Raw genomic sequence first — 20,214 nt, 5'->3', positions numbered from 1 at the left:
GGGTGCAAATTTGCACCCGTTCCGTGCTAGAATCCGCACACCGGGCCAAGACCCGGTTTTTTTGTGGCAGTGTGCTGCGGTTTTTGAGGCAGAGTATTGCTTCGGATGGGGCTGATTATGTCTTCTGGGTTTTGGCGAGAGCTGTTGATCGGCTTCTGTTTGATGCTCGTTCTGGAAGGTGTGTTGCCCTTTTTGTACCCGCAGCGTTGGCGCCGAATGGTGCAGCAGCTGTCACTGATCAATGACGCAACGTTACGAGTGTTCGGACTGCTGAGTATGCTGTCCGGTGTCGCGTTGCTGTATTGGATCAACTGAATCAGATTACCGGGATTGCATTGGAGTACTGCATGGCATTGGCAGATCGCTGGTTGTTGCCGGACGGCGTAAAAGACATATTGCCGCCACGGGCGCGCCAGATAGAAGCATTGCGCCGTCGTCTGCTCGATCTCTACGACAGCTGGGGTTATGAGCTTGTGATGCCGCCGCTGATGGAGCATCTGGAGTCCTTGCTCACGGGTGTCGGGCGGGATCTGGAGCTTGTGACGTTCAAGCTCACGGATCAGGTCAGTGGGCACTTGCTCGGTATCAGGGCTGACATAACGCCTCAGGTGGCGCGTATCGATGCGCACCGGATGCGCAATGAGGGTGCGAGTCGCTTGTGTTATTGCGGCTCGGTGCTGCATACAAGGCCTGCCAACATGCTGGCGTCGCGTAATCCACTGCAGGTGGGTGCCGAGATCTATGGGCATGCCGGCATCGACAGTGATGTTGAGGTTATCAGTCTGATGATCGAGACGCTGCTGGCGTCTGGCATCGAGGCGCCGCTGAGTCTGGATCTGGGGCATGTCGGGATTGTACGTAACCTGATGGCGAGTGCGGGTCTGAGCGCGGCAGAGGAAAGTCTGTACCTTGAAAAGCTGCAGTTGAAGGCATTGCCGGAAATTAAGGCTTTTCTGGGCGAGCTGGATCTCGATGCGGACATGCTGACGCTGCTAACTGAATTGCCGCGTTTGCATGGCGGTGCCGAAGTGCTGGTGCGTGCGCGTGAGCTGTTTGCCGATGCGCCGGCGGCCGTGCTGGATGCGGTAGCTTATCTTGAAGATATTGCGCGTCAGGTTGGGCTGCGCTATCCCCGGGTGCGGCTGTACTTTGATCTGGGTGAGTTGCGTGGCTACAACTATCATACGGGTATTGTGTTTGCGGCCTATGCTGCAGGTTTTGGTCAGGCGATTGCCAAGGGCGGTCGCTACGACGAGATTGGTCGTGATTTTGGCCGGGCGCGCCCGGCGACAGGGTTCAGTGCGGATCTGAAATGCCTGGAAGATTTGGCGGTCGCTGAGTTTGAAGCTCGCGGCAGTGTCATTCTTGCACCGGCAGGTCAGGATCCGGCGTTGCTGGCTCGAATAAGTGAACTGCGCGCTCAGGGAGAGCGCGTTATGCAGCAGTTGCCGGATGTTCCGCTGGCCAATGTGTCCAGTTGTGATCGCCAGCTGCTGCAACAAGGGGATATCTGGGTCGTGACGGCCCTGTAAGCGAATTTTTCGATTAACGCTAAACATCACTAGAGACAACAATGGGTAGAAACGTAGTTGTTTTGGGCACGCAGTGGGGCGACGAAGGCAAAGGCAAGATCGTCGACCTGCTGACCGAGCGAGTTGCAGCGGTAGCACGCTTTCAGGGTGGGCATAACGCCGGCCATACACTGGTTATTGATGGCAAGAAAACGGTTCTGCACCTGATTCCGTCTGGCATTCTGCGCGAAGGCGTGCAATGCCTGATCGGTAATGGTGTTGTGCTGTCGCCGGAAGCGCTGCTCAAGGAGATTGCTGGTCTTGAGCAGGCGGGTGTGAAGGTGCGTGACAGCCTGCGCCTGAGCCCGGCTTGTCCGTTGATTCTGCCTTACCATGTAGCGCTGGATCAGGCGCGTGAACTGGCGCGTGGCGAATCCAAGATCGGTACGACCGGTCGCGGTATTGGTCCTGCGTACGAGGATAAGGTCGCGCGTCGCGGTCTGCGTCTGGATGATCTGATGCATCCCGAGCGTTTTGCTGTGAAGCTCAAGGAAGTGATGGCCTATCACAACTTTGCGCTGGAGCATTACTACAAGGTTGATCCGATCGATTATGACACCGTTCTGCAGCAGGCGCTGGAGATGGGTGATCAGCTGCGTCCGATGGTTGCGGATGTGACTTCGATCCTGCACGGTCTGCGCAAGCAGGGTGCCAGCATCATGTTTGAGGGTGCGCAGGGGTCGCTGTTGGATATCGACCACGGTACTTATCCGTTCGTGACCTCGTCCAATACCACGGCCGGCGGTACTTCCACTGGCTCCGGCTTTGGTCCGCTGTACCTGGATTACATCCTGGGTATTACCAAGGCTTACACCACGCGTGTGGGTGGCGGTCCCTTCCCGACTGAGCTGGGTTGTGATGTCGGTCGGCGTCTGGCTGAGCGCGGGCATGAATTCGGAGCGACCACCGGGCGTGCGCGTCGTTGCGGCTGGTTTGATGCGGTTGCGCTCAAGCATGCCATTCAGATCAACTCGATTTCGGGTATCTGTTTGACCAAGCTGGATGTGCTGGATGGTCTGGAAACGATCAATATCTGCACAGGCTATCGCGATCAGCAGGGTAATCTGGTTGAATCACTCAGTGGCAGTGAAGATTACGAGAAGGTTGAGCCGGTATACGAAGAGATGCCAGGCTGGCAGGAGTCGACGGTAGGGGCTCAGTCTATCGAGGCGCTGCCGGCAAATGCCATCGCTTACATTAAGCGTCTGGAGCAGCTGATTGAGGCGCCTGTGGATATCGTTTCTACCGGTCCGGATCGTGCTGAGACCATAGTGCTGCGTGATCCCTACGAAGTCTGAGCTTTGCAGACTGGTTGATAAAAACCCGGCGCTCGCCGGGTTTTTTGTGCCTGGTGCTTGAGGGTGTGGCTGCATTGATTGGTTTCAGCCGTTCTTGGGGCTGAAGGTCTTCCATGGAGCGCCAAAATGCAAAAACCCGGCGAGTGCCGGGTTTTGTGTGTCTTGCTAATGCCGTTACTTCAGAGTTTCGCTCAGGGCTGGGCGAATGCTTTGTAGCAGGGCTTTGAACATCTTCGGGTTGCCGGCGACGAGGTTGCCGCTGGTGCGGTAGCCGGTGCCGCCGGTGAAATCGCCGATCAGGCCGCCGGCTTCCTGTAGCAGCAGGATGCCTGCCTCCATTTCGTTCTGTTGAAGGCCGATCTGGAAGAATCCATCCAGGCGTCCTGCTGCGGTGTACGCGAGGTTCAGGGCAGGGGAGCCGCCGTTAAAGGTCTTGCCGTCGGCCAGAATGATGTTGCGGAACATTTCCTGGAATTCGTTCAGATAAGCCTTGTCGCTGTTGCGGCCTATGAATCCGGTACCGATCAGGGAGCCTTCGATGGTTTTGCGGTTGCTGACGCGCAGCCGCTTGCCGTTGAAGTGTGCACCATAGCCGCGGCTGCCGGTGAACTCTTCACCAGCCATTGGATTCAGGATAACGGCGTGTTCGATCTTGTTGTTGCAGTGACCGGACATGCTGATCGCAAAAACGGGCAGGCCATTGGCGAAGTTGGTGATGCTGTCGATCGGGTTGATGTTCCAGGTGAAGGCCAGGCCTTCTTGCAGCGGAGCGTGTTCGCCCGAGTATTCACCGATAATGGTGTGGCTCGGGTATGCCTTCTGGATCGTGTGCACGATGGTCCGTTCGGCCTGCACGCAGGTCTCTTTCAGGAATTCGGCGACACCTTGCTGCTCGGATTTGATCAAATCAAGGCGCTCTACGGCACGTGCGATTTGCTCTCCTGCAAGACGCGCAGCGCGCAGGGCAATGTTTACCATCGGTTGCATCAGTAGGGACCTAATATGTAGCGAGCCAAACCCGGTATTATACAAAAACTGCGGCGCTGGAATAACACTAATTCACCTAAAACCGCCTGTTCTGTTAAAATATCGCCCCCTTGAACCTACAGGCGCGAAAAATGCTCGAGAATATCCGCATTGTGCTGGTCAATACCTCTCATCCAGGTAACGTTGGCGGCGTAGCCAGGGCAATGAAGAATATGGGGTTGTCTGACCTCTGTCTGGTTGCTCCCAATGATTATCCCAGCGAGGCGGCGGTGGTGCGCGCATCCGGCGCAACAGATCTGCTGGATAACGCCGGAATCGTGGCTGAACTCACCGATGCTGTGGCTGACTGTCATCTGGTGATTGGCGCCAGTGCCCGTGGTCGCCATATTCCCTGGCCAGTGATTGATCCGCGAGAAATGGCCGCAATTGTATCCGAAGTGCAGCCGCAGCTTCGTGTCGCTATTGTTTTTGGGCGCGAAGATCGCGGGCTGACCAACGAGGAGCTGCATTGCTGTCACCATCATGTCCATATTCCCTCGGTAGAAGGCTTTAGTTCGCTTAATCTGGCCGCTGCAGTGCAGGTTATTGCTTATGAGTTGCGTATGATGGCGTTGTCTGGCGGTGCAGTCGAGAAGCCGCGCTGGGGGACGCCCTGGGATATTGATCTGGCCGATAGTGGCGAGATTGAGCGGATGTTTGAGCATTTGGAGCGCACACTGGTTGATATCGAGTTCCTGAATCCGGACAATCCCCGTCAGCTGATGCCCCGTCTGCGCAGGCTTTTGTTGCGCGCCGTGCCGGACAAGGTTGAGGTCAATGTATTGCGGGGCATTCTGACGGCGGTGAACAAGAAGGTCGGCAAGGGCTGAATTTCAGCCGGTTTGTTACTGTACCAGCTGAGTAGTCGACTAATTTAGTAGGTTAAATAGTTGATCGTTTTTGTAGGCTATTGCATAATGCTTGCACGAATTGCCAGGTGCCGAGAGGACGTTTATGCGATTGACCACCAAAGGCCGTTATGCAGTTACAGCGATGCTGGATTTGGCGTTGCATGCAGGAAAGGGGCCGATCAGTCTGGCTGACATTTCCGAGCGTCAGGGTATATCGCTGTCATACCTGGAGCAGCTTTTTGCCAAGCTCCGGCGCAGTGAGCTGGTTCGCAGTGTACGCGGGCCGGGCGGTGGTTATCAGCTGAGCCGCGATCAGGTGAATATTAACGTGGCCGAAGTGATCGATGCGGTAAATGAATCCGTCGATGCCACGGGTTGTCATGGCAGTGGTGACTGTCAGTCAGGCCAAACATGCCTGACTCATCATCTGTGGTGCGACCTGAGTAACCAGATTCATGCGTTTCTGAGCGGCATCAGTTTGTTGGACCTGGTCCAGCGCAAGGATGTACAGCAGGTTGCCAAGCGGCAGGATCGTCGCTATGTGGAACAGCTGATTATGAGCACGGGTGAAAAAACGTCTGCCGATAACAAGGCGGCGGTGTAATCGATTTGTACCGGAGATAGAGAATGAAGTTGCCGATTTATCTGGATTATTCCGCTACTACCCCGGTAGATCCTCGGGTTGCGGAGAAGATGATTGAGTGTCTGACGATGGAGGGTAACTTCGGTAACCCGGCATCACGCTCTCATCTGTTTGGCTGGAAAGCCGAAGAAGCGGTTGAAAACGCGCGTCGACAGGTGGCTGATCTGATCAACGCTGATCCGCGCGAGATTGTATGGACGTCTGGTGCGACTGAGTCCGACAACCTCGCCATCAAGGGCGCCGCGCATTTTTACCAGAAGAAAGGCAAGCACATCATCACCTCGCGCATTGAGCACAAGGCTGTGCTGGATACGGCCCGTCAGCTGGAACGTGAAGGTTTCGAGGTCACTTATCTTGATCCCAACAAGGAAGGCATCATCGAGCCCTCTGTCGTGGCGGACGCGATTCGCGAAGACACGATTCTGGTGTCTTTGATGCACGTGAACAATGAAGTTGGCACCCTGACCGATATTGCTGCAATTGGCGAAATTACGCGTCCCAAAGGCATTATCTTCCATGTCGATGCGGCCCAGAGCGCAGGCAAGGTTGAGATTGACATGAGTGCGTTGAAGGTCGATCTGATGTCTTTCTCGGCGCACAAGATTTATGGCCCCAAGGGTATCGGCGCGCTTTATGTTAGCCGCAAGCCGCGTGTACGTATTGAAGCCCAGATGCATGGCGGTGGCCATGAGCGCGGTATGCGTTCCGGCACCCTGGCGACACACCAGATCGTTGGCATGGGTGAGGCTTTTAGTATCGCCAAGCAAGAAATGGCGGCTGATAACGAGCGTCTGATTGCCTTGCGTGACCGTTTGCTGGCAGGCGTCAAGGATATGGAAGAGGTTTATGTAAACGGATCTCTGACTCAGCGTGTTCCTGGCAACCTCAACATCAGTTTCGCCTTCGTTGAAGGAGAGTCTCTGTTGATGTCGCTGAAGGATCTGGCTGTGTCCTCCGGCTCTGCCTGCACTTCTGCAAGCCTGGAGCCATCTTATGTACTGCGTGCTTTGGGTCTGAATGACGAAATGGCACACAGCTCAATCCGCTTCTCCATCGGGCGTTTTACCACCGAAGACGATATCGATCATGTGATCAAGGACATTCGGGGTGCGGTGGGCAAGTTGCGGGAGCTGTCTCCGTTGTGGGACATGTTTCAGGACGGCGTTGATTTGAGCAAGGTCGAGTGGGTTCACCACTAAGGCATCAGCGGACGAATTAGAGGATATAGTCATGGCTTACAGCGAAAAAGTTATAGATCACTACGAGAATCCACGTAACGTCGGCAAGATGGATGCGGCGGATCACAGTGTAGGTACGGGCATGGTTGGCGCTCCGGCGTGTGGCGATGTCATGCGTCTGCAGATCAAGGTCAGCGATACCGGCGTTATCGAAGATGCCAAGTTCAAGACGTATGGCTGCGGATCTGCAATTGCATCCAGCTCGCTGGTTACTGAATGGGTCAAGGGTATGACGCTGGATCAGGCCGCTGAGCTGAAAAACACTCAGATTGCTGATGAGCTGGCTCTGCCGCCGGTGAAAATTCACTGCTCTGTGCTGGCTGAAGATGCTATCAAGGCTGCTGTTGCTGATTACAAGCAAAAGCAGGGCAAGTAAGGCTTAATCTATCCAGCTGTGGCGTCGCAATACGTGCGGCGCGGGGAAATATTGACCTATGGCTATTACCATGACACCGGCCGCCGTCAAGCATGTGGTCGGCTATCTTGAAAAACGCGGGCACGGTGAAGGCATTCGGCTTGCCGTGCGCACGACGGGGTGTTCGGGCATGGCGTACGTGCTTGAATTTGTCGATGATGTTGAGGCGCAGGACAAAGTGTTCGAGGCGAGCGGCGTCAAGGTTGTGGTCGATCCCAAAAGTCTGATTTACCTGGACGGTACAGAGCTGGATTATGTGCGTGAAGGGTTGAACGAAGGTTTTCAGTTCAATAATCCGAACGTACGTAACGAGTGCGGTTGTGGCGAAAGCTTTAACGTCTGATCCAGTTCGTCCGGAGTCGCATGGATATCAAGCAAAACTTCTTTGAGTTTTACGGCTTGCCCGAGGCCTTCGACATCGATCTTGGGCAATTGTCGCGGCGCCACCTCGAGTTGCAAAAGAAACTTCATCCCGACCGTTATGCGCACCTTTCCGACCAGGAGCGTCGTCTGTCTGCGCAGTACACGGCTTACCTCAATGAGGGGTATGCCACGCTGCGATCGTCTCTGTTACGTGCCCAGTATCTGCTCAAGTTGCGAGGTATCGACACGCACAATGAGAGCAGTACGGTGATGGATCCTCTGTTTCTCATGCAGCAGATGGAGTTGCGCGAGCGAGTTGAAGAGGCGCCGCAGCATGCTGACCCCGAGGCAGAACTGGCAGCGTTGGCTGAGGATGTCGATAAGATGATGGCGCCGTTGCAGGCTGAGTTTTGCAACGAGATCCTTGCCCCTGAAGAAACCTCGGTCAATGCCGCTGCGGTGGCGGTCAGGAAGATGCAGTTCCTGGATAAGTTGAGGCGCGAAATAGAGCGTCTCGAAGACGAGTTGTACTGATTCTGAGTTGAACAAATGGCCTTGTTGCAAATAGCTGAACCCGGACAGAGCCCGGATCCCCACAAGCGCAAACTTGCGGTGGGTATAGATCTGGGTACTACAAATTCACTGGTTGCGACGATTCGCAGCGGGGTCGCGGTTACCCTGCCGGATGAGCAGGGCCGACATACGTTGCCATCCGTCGTGCGTTATCTGGCCGAAGGCCGGCCCGAAGTGGGCCATGAGGCCCACGCCCAGGCAGTGGCCGATCCTTTCAATACAATCCAGTCCGTCAAACGTTTGATGGGGCGTGGTGTTGCCGACATTAAAAAGCTGGGTGAAGAGTTACCCTACCGGTTTGAACGCCTGGAAGAGGGGATGCCCTATCTGTCTACGGCAGCCGGCGAAAAAAGCCCGGTTGAGATATCGGCAGACATCCTGCGCGATCTGCATCGGCGTGCAGAAGACTCCCTGGGGGGTGAGCTGTCCGGTGCTGTGATTACAGTGCCCGCGTATTTTGATGATGCGCAGCGTCAGGCGACCAAGGATGCAGCAACGCTGGCGGGTCTGAAAGTCCTGCGATTGCTGAGTGAGCCGACTGCGGCGGCGGTGGCCTATGGCCTTGATGAGGCTGCCGAGGGTGTCATCGCTGTTTATGACCTGGGTGGCGGTACTTTCGATATCTCCATTCTGCGTCTAAGCAAAGGCGTTTTTGAAGTTATGGCAACCGGCGGTGACAGTGCGCTCGGTGGCGATGATCTGGATTTGGCGCTGGCACACTGGCTGGTTGATCAGCTGGATGTTGCTGCGGGTCTGGGGTCGGCGGATGCGCGTTACCTTACTGAGCAGGCCCGTGGGATCAAAGAGCGTCTTACGACCGAGCCGGTTGTTGAGGCGCACCTCGCGGTCGCCGGTGCTGAAAAGCTTATACGTATCGATCGCGACCAGTTTGGTGAGTTGATCGGGGATCTCGTGGCGCGCACCATCCGTGCCTGTCGTCGGGCGCTGAAGGATGCTGGTGTCACGGTTGATGAGGTGCAGGATGTTGTCATGGTGGGCGGTTCGACGCGTGTGCCTCAGGTGCGTGAAGCCGTGCAGCAGTTCTTTGGCAAGGCGCTCAGGATAGATATCGATCCGGATCGTGTGGTAGCGCTCGGTGCTGCGTTGCAGGCGGATGTGCTCGTGGGTAACAAGCCGGACAGCGATATGCTGCTGCTCGATGTTATACCGCTTTCTCTGGGGCTTGAAACCATGGGGGGGCTGGTTGAAAAGCTGGTGCCTCGTAATACCGCGATACCGGTCGCCAAGGCGCAGGAGTTCACCACCTATCAGGATGGTCAGACAGCCATGGCGATTCACGTGGTGCAGGGGGAGCGCGAGCTGGTTGACGCTTGCCGGTCGCTGGCTCGGTTTGAGCTGCGGGGTATTCCGCCGATGGCGGCGGGTGCGGCCAAGATTCGAGTGACCTTCCAGGTGGATGCTGACGGTCTGTTGAATGTAGAGGCCAAGGAGTTATCCACAGGCATTGAGAGCCGTATCCAGGTTAAGCCTTCCTATGGGCTTAGCGATACCGAAGTCGAGCGCATGCTGAAAGAGTCCTACAGTTTTGCGCAGGATGACCTGGTGCTGCGTAACCTGCGCGAACAGCAGGTGGACGCAGACCGCTTGCTGCACTCGCTGGAACAGGCGCTGGCCGAAGACGGTGCGCAGCTGTTGACGCCGGCTGAGCGTGAGGTTCTGGTTACCGCGATGGTGCAGTTGCGCGAATTGCGCGCAGGGTCTGATTATCGCGCCATCGAAAGTGGCGTAAAAGCGTTGGCAGCCGCCAGCGACGAGTTCGCGTCGCGCCGGATGGATGCCAGTATTCAGCGTGCTCTTCAGGGGCACAATATTGATGAAATCGAGGAGGGTCGTTAATGCCGCAGATAATATTCCTGCCCCACGCAGATCTTTGTCCGGAGGGCAAGGTTATCCAGGTGGAGCCGGGTGTGACCGTCTGTGACGCGGCCTTGGCTAATGGCGTTGAAATCGAACATGCCTGTGAAAAGTCCTGTGCATGTACAACCTGTCATGTCATCGTTCGTGAAGGTTTCTATTCGCTGGACGATGCTGACGAGCTCGAAGAAGACATGCTGGACAAGGCTTGGGGTCTGGAGCCTGAGTCGCGTTTGAGCTGCCAGGCACAGGTGGGGGATGAGGACCTCGTGGTTGAGATTCCCAAGTACACCATAAACCAGGTTTCTGAACGCCACTGAGCAGGGGGCTAGCGTGGGAATAAAGTGGGTAGATGTTAACGATATCGCGATTGAGCTGTGTGAGCGGTTCCCCGATGTGAACCCCATCACGGTCAGTTTTCCGGATTTGTATCGCTGGGTCATGGAGCTCGAAGAGTTTGACGACGACCCCAATCACTGCGGCGAGAAAATTCTGGAAGCCATACAGATGGCCTGGATCGAAGAGCAAGATTGAACAAACCCGGCGCAGGCCGGGTTTTTTGTGTCCGGCGCGGTGGTCTTCACCCGCAAGAATGTGGGCGCTGCGCTAACAGCGCAGCCGTAAGGCTGCGAGTCTATCTCAGGTCATCAGCTCGGACCCTCAATCCGCCGTGCTCGAGTGTATCTATGCGGTTGTCATCTTGAGTGCTTAAGCTGGTGCTGTGCCGGCACAGGAACTTGGCTTTCGCTGCAGGCGCAGCTGTTTTATATCCTGGGCTTGGCGTATAATGCCGCGTTTAAATTTTGATCTATCTACACTTGGGGAATTTCCATGGCTGTCGAACGTACTCTGTCCATCATCAAGCCTGATGCCGTTGCTAAAAATGCCATCGGTCAGATCGTTGCTCGCTTCGAAGAAGCAGGTCTGAAAGTTGTTGAAATGCAGATGAAAAGCCTGTCTAAAGAAGAAGCTGAAGGCTTCTACGCTGAGCACAAAGAGCGTCCTTTCTTTGGCGATCTGGTTGCTTTCATGACTTCCGGTCCTGTTGTTGTTCAGGCACTGGAAGGTGAAAACGCTATCCTGGTTAACCGCGAGCTGATGGGTGCTACCAACCCGAAGGATGCCGCTGAAGGTACTATCCGTCGTGATTTTGCTGAATCCATCGATGCTAACGCTGTTCACGGTTCGGATTCCGCTACCTCCGCTGCACGCGAGATCGCTTACTTCTTCGGCAAGTAAGCTGTAAACCTGTGCAGGGTGCCCTGCTGTGCCGGACCCCTGCACAACGATTTAATACTGAGTGACTTTGATGACTGAATCCATTACCAAAACCAATCTTCTGGGATTGTCTCCTGCCAGGCTTGAGGCGTTTTTTGCTGAGCTTGGGGAAAAGCGCTTCCGTGCTACCCAGGTGTTGAAATGGATTCATCAGCTGGGTGCCGAAAACTTTGATGAAATGACAAACATCAGCAAGGCGCTGCGCGAGAAGCTGAATGCTGTCGCGGAAATTAGGCCGCCCGAAGTGGTCTCTCAGGACATATCCAAAGATGGTACGCGCAAATGGGTGATTCGGGTCGATGGCGGTTCCTGCGTGGAAACCGTGCTGATTCCTGAAGGCCCCCGTCGTACTCTGTGTATCTCGTCCCAGGTCGGCTGCTCGCTTAACTGCAGTTTCTGCTCGACAGGCAAGCAGGGCTTTAACCGCAATTTGACGGCGGCTGAAGTGATCGGCCAGGTATATATTGCCATCAAGTCGTTCGGCCCGATGGATCCCAATGGCGAACGCCAGGTGACCAACGTCGTGCTGATGGGCATGGGCGAGCCCCTGATGAATTTTGATAACGTCGTTGATGCCACGCAGCTGATGATGGATGACAATGCCTATGGCTTGTCCAAACGACGTGTCACCCTGAGCACGGCCGGTGTCGTGCCAGCGATTGACAAGTTGCGGGAAGTCAGTGATGTATCCCTGGCGATTTCGTTGCATGCACCCAATAACGAACTGCGTGATGTGCTGGTGCCCATCAACCGCCGCTATCCAATCAACGAGCTGATCGATGCCTGCAATCGCTATCTTGAAGGCCTTAATGATCGCCGTGTGATTACCATCGAATACACCATGATGGCGGGCGTGAATGATCAGCCCCACCATGCTCGCGAGCTGGTGAAGGTGTTGCGTCGTGTCCCCTGCAAACTCAACCTGATCCCGTTCAACCCCTTCCCGAATTCCGGTTACGAACGTCCGACGGAGTCTGCGATCCAGGCATTCAAGCAGATTATGGTTACATCGAATATTATTACCACCGTACGACGGACCCGTGGCGATGAAATTGATGCTGCCTGCGGGCAGTTGGTCGGTCAGGTGCAGGATCGTACCCGCCGTAGCCAAAAAATCATTCCCGTGGTACAAGAGGAGCCGGGTTTATCCACGGATCGCAGGGCCTAGGAGGTATAGCTTGAGCGGGATTCGCACAGCACTATGGACAATGGTCATGTTGTTGGTGGTGGGCTGTACAAGCTCGCCTGGGCGTCAGAATTCCGCCGAGGTCTCGCCGGAGAAGGCGCTTGAAGCTTACACCCAGCTAGGGCTTCAGTATCTTCGCGTCGGCGATCTGGCCAGTGCCAAGGACGCGCTGCAACGAGCGGTGGAGATCGATGACGAGTATGCCGGCACTTATAATGCCCTTGGCTTGACGTTTCAGATTGAACAGGAATACAAGCTGGCCGAGCAGAACTTTCGCCGGGCTGTGAGTCTGGAGCCGGAAACGGCGTCTTTTCACAATAATTTCGGTGCCTTCCTCTATGCGCAGGGCCGTTACAGCGAAGCCTGTACCGAGCTTGAGCGCGCAACGGAAGATCCTTTTTATATTCAGCGTGCTCAGTCGTTTGAAAACCTGGGTCGGTGCTTTCGCATGATTCAGCGTCCTGATGCGGCGCAGCATGCTTTTGAGCGGACGCTCAGGTTGTCGCCCAATCGCCCGGTCGCGTTGCTCGAACTGACCGCAATACACCTGGAAGCCGGGCGCTTGCAGGAGGCGAGGCAGTATTTTGACATGTTCTCGCAGCTGATTGATTCGCGCCAGGTTGAGCATAGCGCCCAGAGTCTTTGGCTTGGGATCCAGCTGGCGCGCCAGGGCGGCAGCAGTACGCGCGGCGCCACCTTTGCCCTGTTGTTGAAGAATCTTTTCCCGCAATCTGCGGAATTTGCCAATTATAAGGAGTCGCTGCAGTGAACCAGGTGTCCCAGGCTGAGTCTGAATCGAGTGTGGCGCAGGCGCCACAGCTCGGGCTTGTTCAGATGCGCGAGCGTCAGGGGCTATCACTGGAACAGGTGGCGGCATCTCTGCGATTGCCTATTGCCCAGGTCAAGGCGCTTGAAGAGGGTGACTACAGCAAGCTGCCCAGTACTGTGTTTGCCCGTGGCTATCTTCGCTCCTATGCCCGCTTGCTGGGGCTCAGTGGCGATGACCTGGTGTGCGAATTCGACAGGAACTATGGCGGGGAACAGACTTGCGCTTCGATTCGTTCGATCAGCCGGGTGCAGCCGTCGGGTTCATCGGGCCCGGGGGTCCGCCTTTCGATGCTGCTGTTGGTGGTAGTCGTCGTTGCGACCACCTTCTGGTGGTGGAAAACCCAGTATGGCCACGAAGTGGCTCTGACCAGCTTGCCGGAAGGTACGGTAGCGGTGGATACGGCGGATGGTGAAACGCTGGTGCTGTCTGCCGGCGAACCTGAGGCGGAGTTTGCCATAGCAGAGCAGGTGCTGGACGGTGGTGTTATTTCGGGGCAGATTTCTGCCGACGCTGAGTCAGATGTGGTTGCATTGCCGGAAGAGCCTGCGTCGGCGGGTGCAATCCAGGGCGAGGGCGCGGTGTCGGCGTTTGTAGCAGAGACAGAGCAGACCGTTGTCGGTGGGACAGTGACCGATCCTGTCGTCGTCGCAACGGTATCAGTGCCTGAGCAGGGCGCAGAAAGTCCGGTTGAGGCGGGTGCTACTGACGCAGAGGTGCTGGTTGCCACGGGTTTAGTGGTGCACTTTCAGGATGACTGCTGGGTGACGATCAAGGGAGCGACAGGCAAAACACTGTTTAACAACCTGCGCAAAGCCGGCGATGAGCTGCATATCGAACAGACTGGCCCGTTGAATGTGCTGCTGGGTCGTGCCAGTGCTGTCAGCAAAATCAGTTTCGATGGTGCTGCAGTTGACCTCGCGCCATTCAGCAATAAGAATGTTGCGCGCTTAACGCTTCCTCTTAATTAATACGTCGCCGTTCAGATTTAATAGGGTTTTATTTTGGCCAAGATCAAAGCCATTCGTGGTATGAATGACATCCTGCCGGAAGCAACGCCGGTGTGGCAGTACCTGGAACACACCGTGCAGACCGTCCTGGGGGCTTATGGTTACGCTGAAATACGCATGCCAATTGTCGAACAGACCGACCTGTTCAAGCGCTCTATTGGTGAAGTCACCGATATTGTAGAAAAAGAGATGTACACCTTCGAGGACCGCAATGGCGACAGCCTGACGCTGCGCCCCGAAGGAACCGCCGGCTGTGTGCGCGCAGGCGAAGAAAATGGCCTGCTGTACAATCAGGTACAGCGTTTATGGTACAAGGGTCCGATGTTTCGCCATGAGCGTCCCCAAAAAGGGCGTTACCGCCAGTTTCACCAGATTGGGGTTGAAACCTTCGGGATGCAGGGGCCGGATATTGATGCCGAGCTGATTTTGCTTACAGCCAGGCTCTGGCGTCAGCTCGGTTTGCTGGACGCGGTTACGCTGCAGCTGAATAGTATTGGCAGTTCCGATGCCCGTACTCGCTACAAACAGGATCTGGTGCAGTATCTGCAGGGCTGTAAGGATCAGCTGGATGAAGACAGTCTTCGTCGGCTCGAGACCAACCCGATGCGCATCCTTGATAGCAAGGATGCGGCGACCCAGGCGCTGTTGAACGATGCGCCGGATTTTCATGATTACCTGGATGCCGAGTCTCTTGAGCACTTTGAAGCTCTGAAGGTGCTGCTTGATCGCGCGGGTGTTGCCTATGAGGTCAACCCGCGGCTAGTGCGCGGTCTGGATTATTACTGCAAGACGGTGTTCGAATGGGTGACGGACAAGCTCGGCGCCCAGGGCACGGTATGCGCAGGTGGTCGTTACGACGGCCTGGTTGAGCAGCTCGGTGGCAAGGCAACGCCGGCGGTGGGTTTTGCGATGGGTATCGAGCGCCTGGTGTTGCTGCTTGAAACCCTGGATGTCGTGCCTGCCGCTGCCCGTCAGACGGTTGATGTTTACATCGCCTCCATGGGCGCCGACGCGGCGGATCAGGCATTGCTGTTGGCAGAAGGCCTGCGCAATGACACCAATCTCAGAATTCAGCTGCATTGTGGCGGCGGCAGCTTCAAGAGCCAGATGAAGAAAGCCGATCGCAGCGGCGCCTGCGTTGCTTTGATTCTGGGTGAAGAGGAAGTGGCACGCGGGGTGGCGACACTCAAGCCGCTACGCAGCGATGCGGAACAGGTTCAGGTCGCCTGGTCGCAGCTCGCGGCTGAGCTGAAAACTATTATCAACGTTTGATCGACAGGGTATAGGGAGTCGTACGTGGCTGAGATGCGCACAGAAGAGGAACAGGTAGACGCACTGAAGCGTTGGTGGCAGGAAAACGGCAAGACCCTGCTGTTGACCCTGGCGGTAGCGCTGGCGCTGGTTTTTGGCTGGCGAACCTGGCAGGACCGCCAGGCGGCAGAAGCGGCTAATGCCTCTGCGCTGTACCAGAACCTGGTGCAAGCCGTGAGTCTGAGCCTTAGGGGGGAGTCCGCCGACGCCCAGGTCGCCACAGCTGAGCATCTGGCGAGCACTCTCAAGAGCGATCATGAGGACAGTGCGTATGCTTCGCTTGCTGCCTTGCTGATGGCCCGTGTGGCGGTAGAGCAGGGGCAGCTGGACGAGGCGCTGGCACAGCTGGAGTGGGTTTTGAGTCACGAGCCTGCTGATGAGCAGCGTATCGTTGCCACCCTGCGCAAGGCCAGGATCATGGGTGAGCAGGGGCAGGGCTCCGAGGCGCTGGCATTACTGGATACGCTTGAGCCGGGCAGCTTTGAAGCCAGCTATCAGGAATTGCGTGGTGATCTGTTGTTGTCTGATGGAAAAACGACAGAGGCGCGGGATGCGTATCGTCTGGCGGCTCAGGCGGCGGAGACTGCCGGAGTGCGTCCATTGCTGACCATGAAGCTCGAAAATCTCACGGCTGAGGAAGGTTAAATGAACAAGCTGTTCCGTGTTCTGGCTGCAGGTGTGCTGGTCGCTTCCGTGAGCGGCTGCAGTCTCTGGAGTTCGAACGATGAAGTCGAGCCAAATGAGCTGGTTGATTTCGAATCCGAGCGTTCGGTGGATGTTGTCTGGAGCGCTCGCGTAGGTTCTGGACTTGGTGAAAAGTACCACCAGTTTGCACCGGCTTCGGACGGCGTGCGCATCTATGCGAATGATGCAGAGGGCACGGTAGCAGCTTTTGATCTCGCTACGGGCAAGAAGGCCTGGGAAGTTGGGCTGGAAATGGTGCTGGGTTCCGGTATCGGAGTGGGACCTTCGACGGCGGTCGTCGTCACCGAATCTGGCATGGTCATCGCTCTGGACAGCAGCAACGGGCAGGAGTTGTGGCGTCGTCAGGTGTCATCCGAGGCCGTCGCTCCGGCGCAGCTCAATCGCGAGCTGGTCGTCGTGCAGCTGGTCAATGGCAAGGTGACTGCGCTGGAGATCAATTCGGGCGAGCACCGCTGGACCTATGACAGCCAGGTGCCGAGCCTCAGTCTGCGTGGCACCTCTGCGCCCATCGTGGCGGCAGACGTGACCTTTGCCGGCTTTGCCAGCGGTAAGCTGACAGCATTGACGAACACCAATGGCACCATGCTGTGGGAACAGCGTGTTGCCGAGCCCCGTGGGCGTTCGGAGTTGGAGCGCATGGTGGATATCGATGGCCGCCCGTTGCTGGCCAATCAGATGCTTTATGTGTCCAGCTATCAGGGGCGCCTGGTTGCGATCAACCCGTACGATGCGCAGATCCAGTGGGCTCGAGACAGTTCGAGCTACCGCACGCCGGCTGCGGGCTTTGGCAATGTCTACGTAGTCGAAGCCAATGATCATGTGCAGGCCTATGATGCGCGCAGCAGTGCCAGTGTCTGGTCTCAGCCGGCGCTGGAAAACCGCAGGGTTTCTGCACCCGCTGTGCTGGGTAATAATCTGGTCGTCGGTGACATTGAAGGATACCTGCATTTCATGTCGCAGGTAGATGGCCACTTTGTCGCCCGTTACCGCGCTGACTCTGAGGGCGTGGTGGGTGACATGCTCGCGATTAATGATGTGCTCTATGTGTTGGGTAATGACGGTCGTTTGCTCGCATTGCGCCTCAACTGAGCATGAGTGATTTTCACAGGCGGCTATTTGCGTTTGCGAGTAGCCGCCGTTTTCGTTGTGGTAAATAGAAAATGGTACCGGTTATAGCGCTCGTGGGCCGACCCAATGTCGGCAAATCAACACTTTTCAATCGACTGACACGCTCACGGGACGCATTGGTGGCCGATCTGTCGGGCTTGACCCGTGATCGAAAGTACGGTGAAGGTCGTGTCGGTGAAACTGACTTCATCGTTGTCGATACCGGTGGTATCAGTGGTGACGAAGAAGGCATCGACTCCCTGATGGCCAAGCAGTCCCTGCTGGCCATCGAAGAGGCGGATATCGTACTTTTTCTTGTGGATGGTCGTGCCGGGTTAAATCCGGCCGATGAGATGATTGCCGATCATCTTCGACGTTCCGAGAAGAGCTGCTATTTGGTGGTCAACAAGACCGATGGCCTTGATCCGGATGTCGCTATCTCGGATTTCTTTGGTCTGGGTCTTGGCCAGCCGCTGCCGATCGCGGCATCGCAGAACCGTGGCGTGACGCTGCTGATCGAAGAGGTGCTCGGCGAGCTGCCGGCCCAGGAAATTGATGAGCTGCCGGAAGAGTTCAAGCACAGTACCAAGATTGCTGTTGTTGGGCGACCGAACGTCGGCAAGTCGACCCTGGTCAATCGTATGCTGGGTGAAGACCGGGTTGTTGTATATGACGAAGCCGGTACCACCCGTGACAGTATTTATATTCCCTACGAGCGCGATGGTGAAACGTACACCCTGATTGATACGGCGGGTGTGCGTCGGCGCAAGAACATCACTGAAGCAGTGGAGAAGTTTTCCATCATCAAGACGCTGCAGGCGATTGAAGATGCCAATGTGGTGGTCTGTGTGATTGATGCGCGCCAGGGCGTGACAGACCAGGATCTGCACATGCTGGGCTTCGTGCTGGATGCTGGTCGTTCGCTGGTTGTTGCGCTCAACAAGTGGGACGGCATGACCGAAGAACAAAAGCTCAAGGTCAAGGAGCAGATCCAGCGTCGTCTTGAGTTTGTAGACTTTGCCCGCTTTCACTTTATTTCGGCACTGCATGGCAGCGGCGTGGGTGAAATGTACCGCTCGGTTGATGAAGCCTACGCCAGTGCGATGGCCAAGTGGCCGACCAACCGTCTCACGCGCTTGCTTGAGGATGTCGTGGCTGAGCATCAGCCGCCTATGGTGAACGGCCGGCGCATCAAGATGCGCTATGCCCACCAGGGTGGGTCGAACCCGCCGATCATTGTTGTCCATGGTAACCAGCTCGACAACCTGCCGGCATCATACAAGCGTTACCTGCAGAACAAGTTCCGTCAGGTCTTGGGCATTAAGGGAACGCCAGTCCGGTTTGAATTCCGTATGGGAGACAACCCGTTTGAAGGTCGCAAGAATGAGTTGACGGCCAGGCAGCTGGCCAAGAAACAGCGCTTCAAATTGCATGTGAAGGATCTGAAAAAAGAAAGCAAGCGCAAGGCACGCAAGAAAAAATGAGTGAACAGGAAGAGCGCCGGCGTCTGCCCATCGGCGTGTTTGACTCCGGCGTCGGCGGTCTGACGGTACTGAATGAACTACGCCGTCAGCTGCCGTGCGAAAACCTGATTTATCTGGGTGATACAGCGCGGGTACCTTATGGTACCAAGAGCGCGCTTTCTGTGACGCGTTATGCGGAGCAGGCGGCCCGGTTGCTGGTAGAGCGCAAGGTCAAGCTGCTTGTGATTGCCTGTAATACCGTCTCGGCGGTTGCGGTTGAGCCGCTTCGGCTGCGGTTTCCGGGCGTGCCTGTGGTTGGAGTGGTTGAGCCGGGTGCAGAGGCCTGTTGTGCCGAAACCCGTAATGGTCAGGTCGGGGTCATCGCGACCGAGAGTACCGTTAACAACCAGGCCTATCAGAAGGCGATCATGACCTTGCGGCCCGATGTCAGAATTCGGGCGCAGGGCTGTTCCCTGTTTGTTTCGCTGGCCGAAGAAGGCTGGCACGATGGCGAACTGGTTGAGCAGATTGTTGCGCGCTGCCTGTCGCCGTTGCTGGATGAGGCTGAGGGTGATTCAGGTATTGATACCCTGGTGTTGGGGTGCACCCACTTTCCGGCCCTAAAGGGCGCTATTGCCAAGGTTGTGGGGCCTGATGTCAGTCTGGTGGATTCGGCAGTAACGACGACCCGGGTGGTCCAGCAGCAGTTGCAGGATGCTGATCTGATGCGTGAGAGCAGCACGCCCGGCCACGTGTCCTTCCTGGTTACGGATGGTCCCGAGCGTTTTGTGCGCGTCGCATCCTATTTTTTTGATGGACCGGTAAATGCCGCCCAGGTTGAGCTGGTCGACTTGCAGCATTACACGGTTGCTTGAAATGCGCGTGAAGTAAGCGGCGTCGCTGCTGTCTTTTTGAGCTGCGCGTCGGTATATACCTGCGCAGAAAGCCTTACAGAGTCGAAACAATAAAGGGTGCCTTTTAGGCACCCTTTATTGTTTCAGGCTATTTAGAGGCTGTTGATGTTTGCGGATGTACCCTGTCTTTCTGTAAATCGCCAGCAGCACTTGGTTCGGGATTTCTGTTAAATATCGATATGGAGAATCCTGGCTGGTTGTTTGTTGATCAGCTCGGCCTAGGTTAAATGTCTACTACTGTTTTCTTTTTATACTATATTGGTCGCCTATTGTGTTTTTCGGGTTTTATAACCTGCTTTTTTCACTTTCCGGGCATTATTTTCAAAAGGGCTGTTGACTCTCCGCTGGGGGAATGTAGAATGCGCACCTCGCTTAGGGAGAGCGGCTTTAACGGCCCTCAAGCAGAGCGAGCAAGTCGGAAGTAAGTGGTTGATTTTATTGCAAAGTTAACCGGTGTTATCGACTTGTGAGTCACCCCGTTTTCCACGCGGCTTCGGCCACGAAAGTTGAAAAAAAGGGTTGACTTAAAACACTGAGTCGCTAGAATATGCGCCTCACTTG

General features: G+C 55.9%; 22 protein-coding genes. 21 read left to right on the top strand and 1 reads right to left on the bottom strand.

The features are described 5' to 3' along the window. The first annotated feature begins 117 nt into the window (after positions 1-117). From F451_RS0122755 to F451_RS0122745, 3 genes are read left to right on the top strand one after another with little or no spacing between them, the layout of a single operon-like run. A complete protein-coding gene (locus F451_RS0122755) occupies positions 118-315 on the top strand; it encodes a DUF2065 domain-containing protein (RefSeq protein WP_026292000.1) in 198 nt (65 codons plus the stop codon). Between the two features lie 32 nt (positions 316-347). Continuing rightward, positions 348-1,532 carry an ATP phosphoribosyltransferase regulatory subunit gene (locus F451_RS0122750; protein ID WP_026291999.1) on the top strand — a complete coding sequence of 395 codons (1,185 nt, stop codon included), beginning with the start codon at positions 348-350 and terminating at the stop codon, positions 1,530-1,532. 41 nt (positions 1,533-1,573) lie between these two features. Beyond that, entirely contained in the window at positions 1,574-2,869 is a 1,296-nt protein-coding gene (locus tag F451_RS0122745; RefSeq protein WP_026291998.1) for an adenylosuccinate synthase, read from the top strand. 174 nt (positions 2,870-3,043) lie between these two features. Here F451_RS0122745 and F451_RS0122740 read toward each other — a convergent pair whose 3' ends face one another. Next, positions 3,044-3,856 carry an inositol monophosphatase family protein gene (locus tag F451_RS0122740; RefSeq protein WP_040880348.1) on the bottom strand — a complete coding sequence of 271 codons (813 nt, stop codon included), beginning with the start codon at positions 3,854-3,856 and terminating at the stop codon, positions 3,044-3,046. Between the two features lie 131 nt (positions 3,857-3,987). On the opposite strand from F451_RS0122740, the gene F451_RS0122735 reads away from it, so the two are divergent. From F451_RS0122735 to murI, 18 genes are all read left to right on the top strand, one after another. Then, entirely contained in the window at positions 3,988-4,725 is a 738-nt protein-coding gene (locus tag F451_RS0122735) for an RNA methyltransferase (protein WP_020683726.1), read from the top strand. Between the two features lie 124 nt (positions 4,726-4,849). Next, complete coding sequence (gene iscR / locus F451_RS0122730; RefSeq protein ID WP_020683725.1) at positions 4,850-5,350, top strand: Fe-S cluster assembly transcriptional regulator IscR; 501 nt, start codon at positions 4,850-4,852, stop codon at positions 5,348-5,350. Positions 5,351-5,373: 23 nt separating this feature from the next. Further along, the gene (locus tag F451_RS0122725; protein WP_020683724.1) at positions 5,374-6,588 is read left to right on the top strand and encodes an IscS subfamily cysteine desulfurase; all 1,215 of its coding nucleotides are present in this window, start codon (positions 5,374-5,376) and stop codon (positions 6,586-6,588) included. 31 nt (positions 6,589-6,619) lie between these two features. Beyond that, complete coding sequence (gene iscU, locus F451_RS0122720; RefSeq protein WP_020683723.1) at positions 6,620-7,003, top strand: Fe-S cluster assembly scaffold IscU; 384 nt, start codon at positions 6,620-6,622, stop codon at positions 7,001-7,003. 58 nt (positions 7,004-7,061) lie between these two features. After that, positions 7,062-7,385, top strand: coding sequence for an iron-sulfur cluster assembly protein IscA (iscA, locus tag F451_RS0122715; protein WP_026291997.1), 324 nt, complete (start codon positions 7,062-7,064; stop codon positions 7,383-7,385). A 20-nt stretch (positions 7,386-7,405) separates the two neighbouring features. After that, entirely contained in the window at positions 7,406-7,939 is a 534-nt protein-coding gene (gene hscB, locus F451_RS0122710; protein WP_020683721.1) for a Fe-S protein assembly co-chaperone HscB, read from the top strand. 15 nt (positions 7,940-7,954) lie between these two features. Next, the gene (gene hscA / locus F451_RS0122705; RefSeq protein ID WP_020683720.1) at positions 7,955-9,835 is read left to right on the top strand and encodes a Fe-S protein assembly chaperone HscA; all 1,881 of its coding nucleotides are present in this window, start codon (positions 7,955-7,957) and stop codon (positions 9,833-9,835) included. After that, positions 9,835-10,173 (top strand): ISC system 2Fe-2S type ferredoxin, encoded by a 339-nt coding sequence (gene fdx / locus F451_RS0122700; protein ID WP_020683719.1) that lies wholly within the window; start codon positions 9,835-9,837, stop codon positions 10,171-10,173. Before hscA ends, fdx begins: the two co-directional genes overlap by 1 nt. Before the next feature lie 13 nt (positions 10,174-10,186). Next, complete coding sequence (iscX, locus tag F451_RS0122695; protein ID WP_020683718.1) at positions 10,187-10,387, top strand: Fe-S cluster assembly protein IscX; 201 nt, start codon at positions 10,187-10,189, stop codon at positions 10,385-10,387. A 297-nt stretch (positions 10,388-10,684) separates the two neighbouring features. Continuing rightward, positions 10,685-11,092, top strand: coding sequence for a nucleoside-diphosphate kinase (gene ndk, locus F451_RS0122690; RefSeq protein ID WP_020683717.1), 408 nt, complete (start codon positions 10,685-10,687; stop codon positions 11,090-11,092). 70 nt (positions 11,093-11,162) lie between these two features. Continuing rightward, positions 11,163-12,299, top strand: a complete 1,137-nt coding sequence (gene rlmN, locus F451_RS0122685; RefSeq protein WP_020683716.1) for a dual-specificity RNA methyltransferase RlmN — start codon at positions 11,163-11,165, stop codon at positions 12,297-12,299. Between the two features lie 10 nt (positions 12,300-12,309). Next, complete coding sequence (pilW, locus tag F451_RS0122680) at positions 12,310-13,086, top strand: type IV pilus biogenesis/stability protein PilW (protein ID WP_205624060.1); 777 nt, start codon at positions 12,310-12,312, stop codon at positions 13,084-13,086. After that, positions 13,083-14,114: a RodZ domain-containing protein gene (locus F451_RS0122675; RefSeq protein WP_020683714.1), complete on the top strand. Its 1,032-nt coding sequence runs from the start codon at positions 13,083-13,085 to the stop codon at positions 14,112-14,114. The genes pilW and F451_RS0122675 overlap by 4 nt, the downstream gene beginning before the upstream one ends. Positions 14,115-14,147: 33 nt before the next feature. Next, entirely contained in the window at positions 14,148-15,425 is a 1,278-nt protein-coding gene (gene hisS, locus F451_RS0122670) for a histidine--tRNA ligase (RefSeq protein WP_020683713.1), read from the top strand. A gap of 33 nt (positions 15,426-15,458) precedes the next feature. Continuing rightward, entirely contained in the window at positions 15,459-16,109 is a 651-nt protein-coding gene (locus tag F451_RS0122665) for a YfgM family protein (protein WP_020683712.1), read from the top strand. Then, on the top strand, positions 16,110-17,258 hold the full coding sequence (bamB, locus tag F451_RS0122660) for an outer membrane protein assembly factor BamB (protein WP_020683711.1): 1,149 nt from the start codon (positions 16,110-16,112) through the stop codon (positions 17,256-17,258). It begins immediately after the preceding gene. 71 nt (positions 17,259-17,329) lie between these two features. Then, positions 17,330-18,760, top strand: a complete 1,431-nt coding sequence (der, locus tag F451_RS0122655; RefSeq protein ID WP_026291994.1) for a ribosome biogenesis GTPase Der — start codon at positions 17,330-17,332, stop codon at positions 18,758-18,760. Next, on the top strand, positions 18,757-19,614 hold the full coding sequence (gene murI / locus F451_RS0122650) for a glutamate racemase (RefSeq protein WP_020683709.1): 858 nt from the start codon (positions 18,757-18,759) through the stop codon (positions 19,612-19,614). The genes der and murI overlap by 4 nt, the downstream gene beginning before the upstream one ends. Positions 19,615-20,214 lie beyond the last annotated feature (600 nt).

The organism is Marinobacterium rhizophilum DSM 18822 (assembly GCF_000378045.1).
Lineage (GTDB): Bacteria > Pseudomonadota > Gammaproteobacteria > Pseudomonadales > Balneatricaceae > Marinobacterium_A > Marinobacterium_A rhizophilum.
Note: the sequence above shows the minus strand (reverse complement) of the source record. Positions and strands in the feature narration are given on the sequence as shown.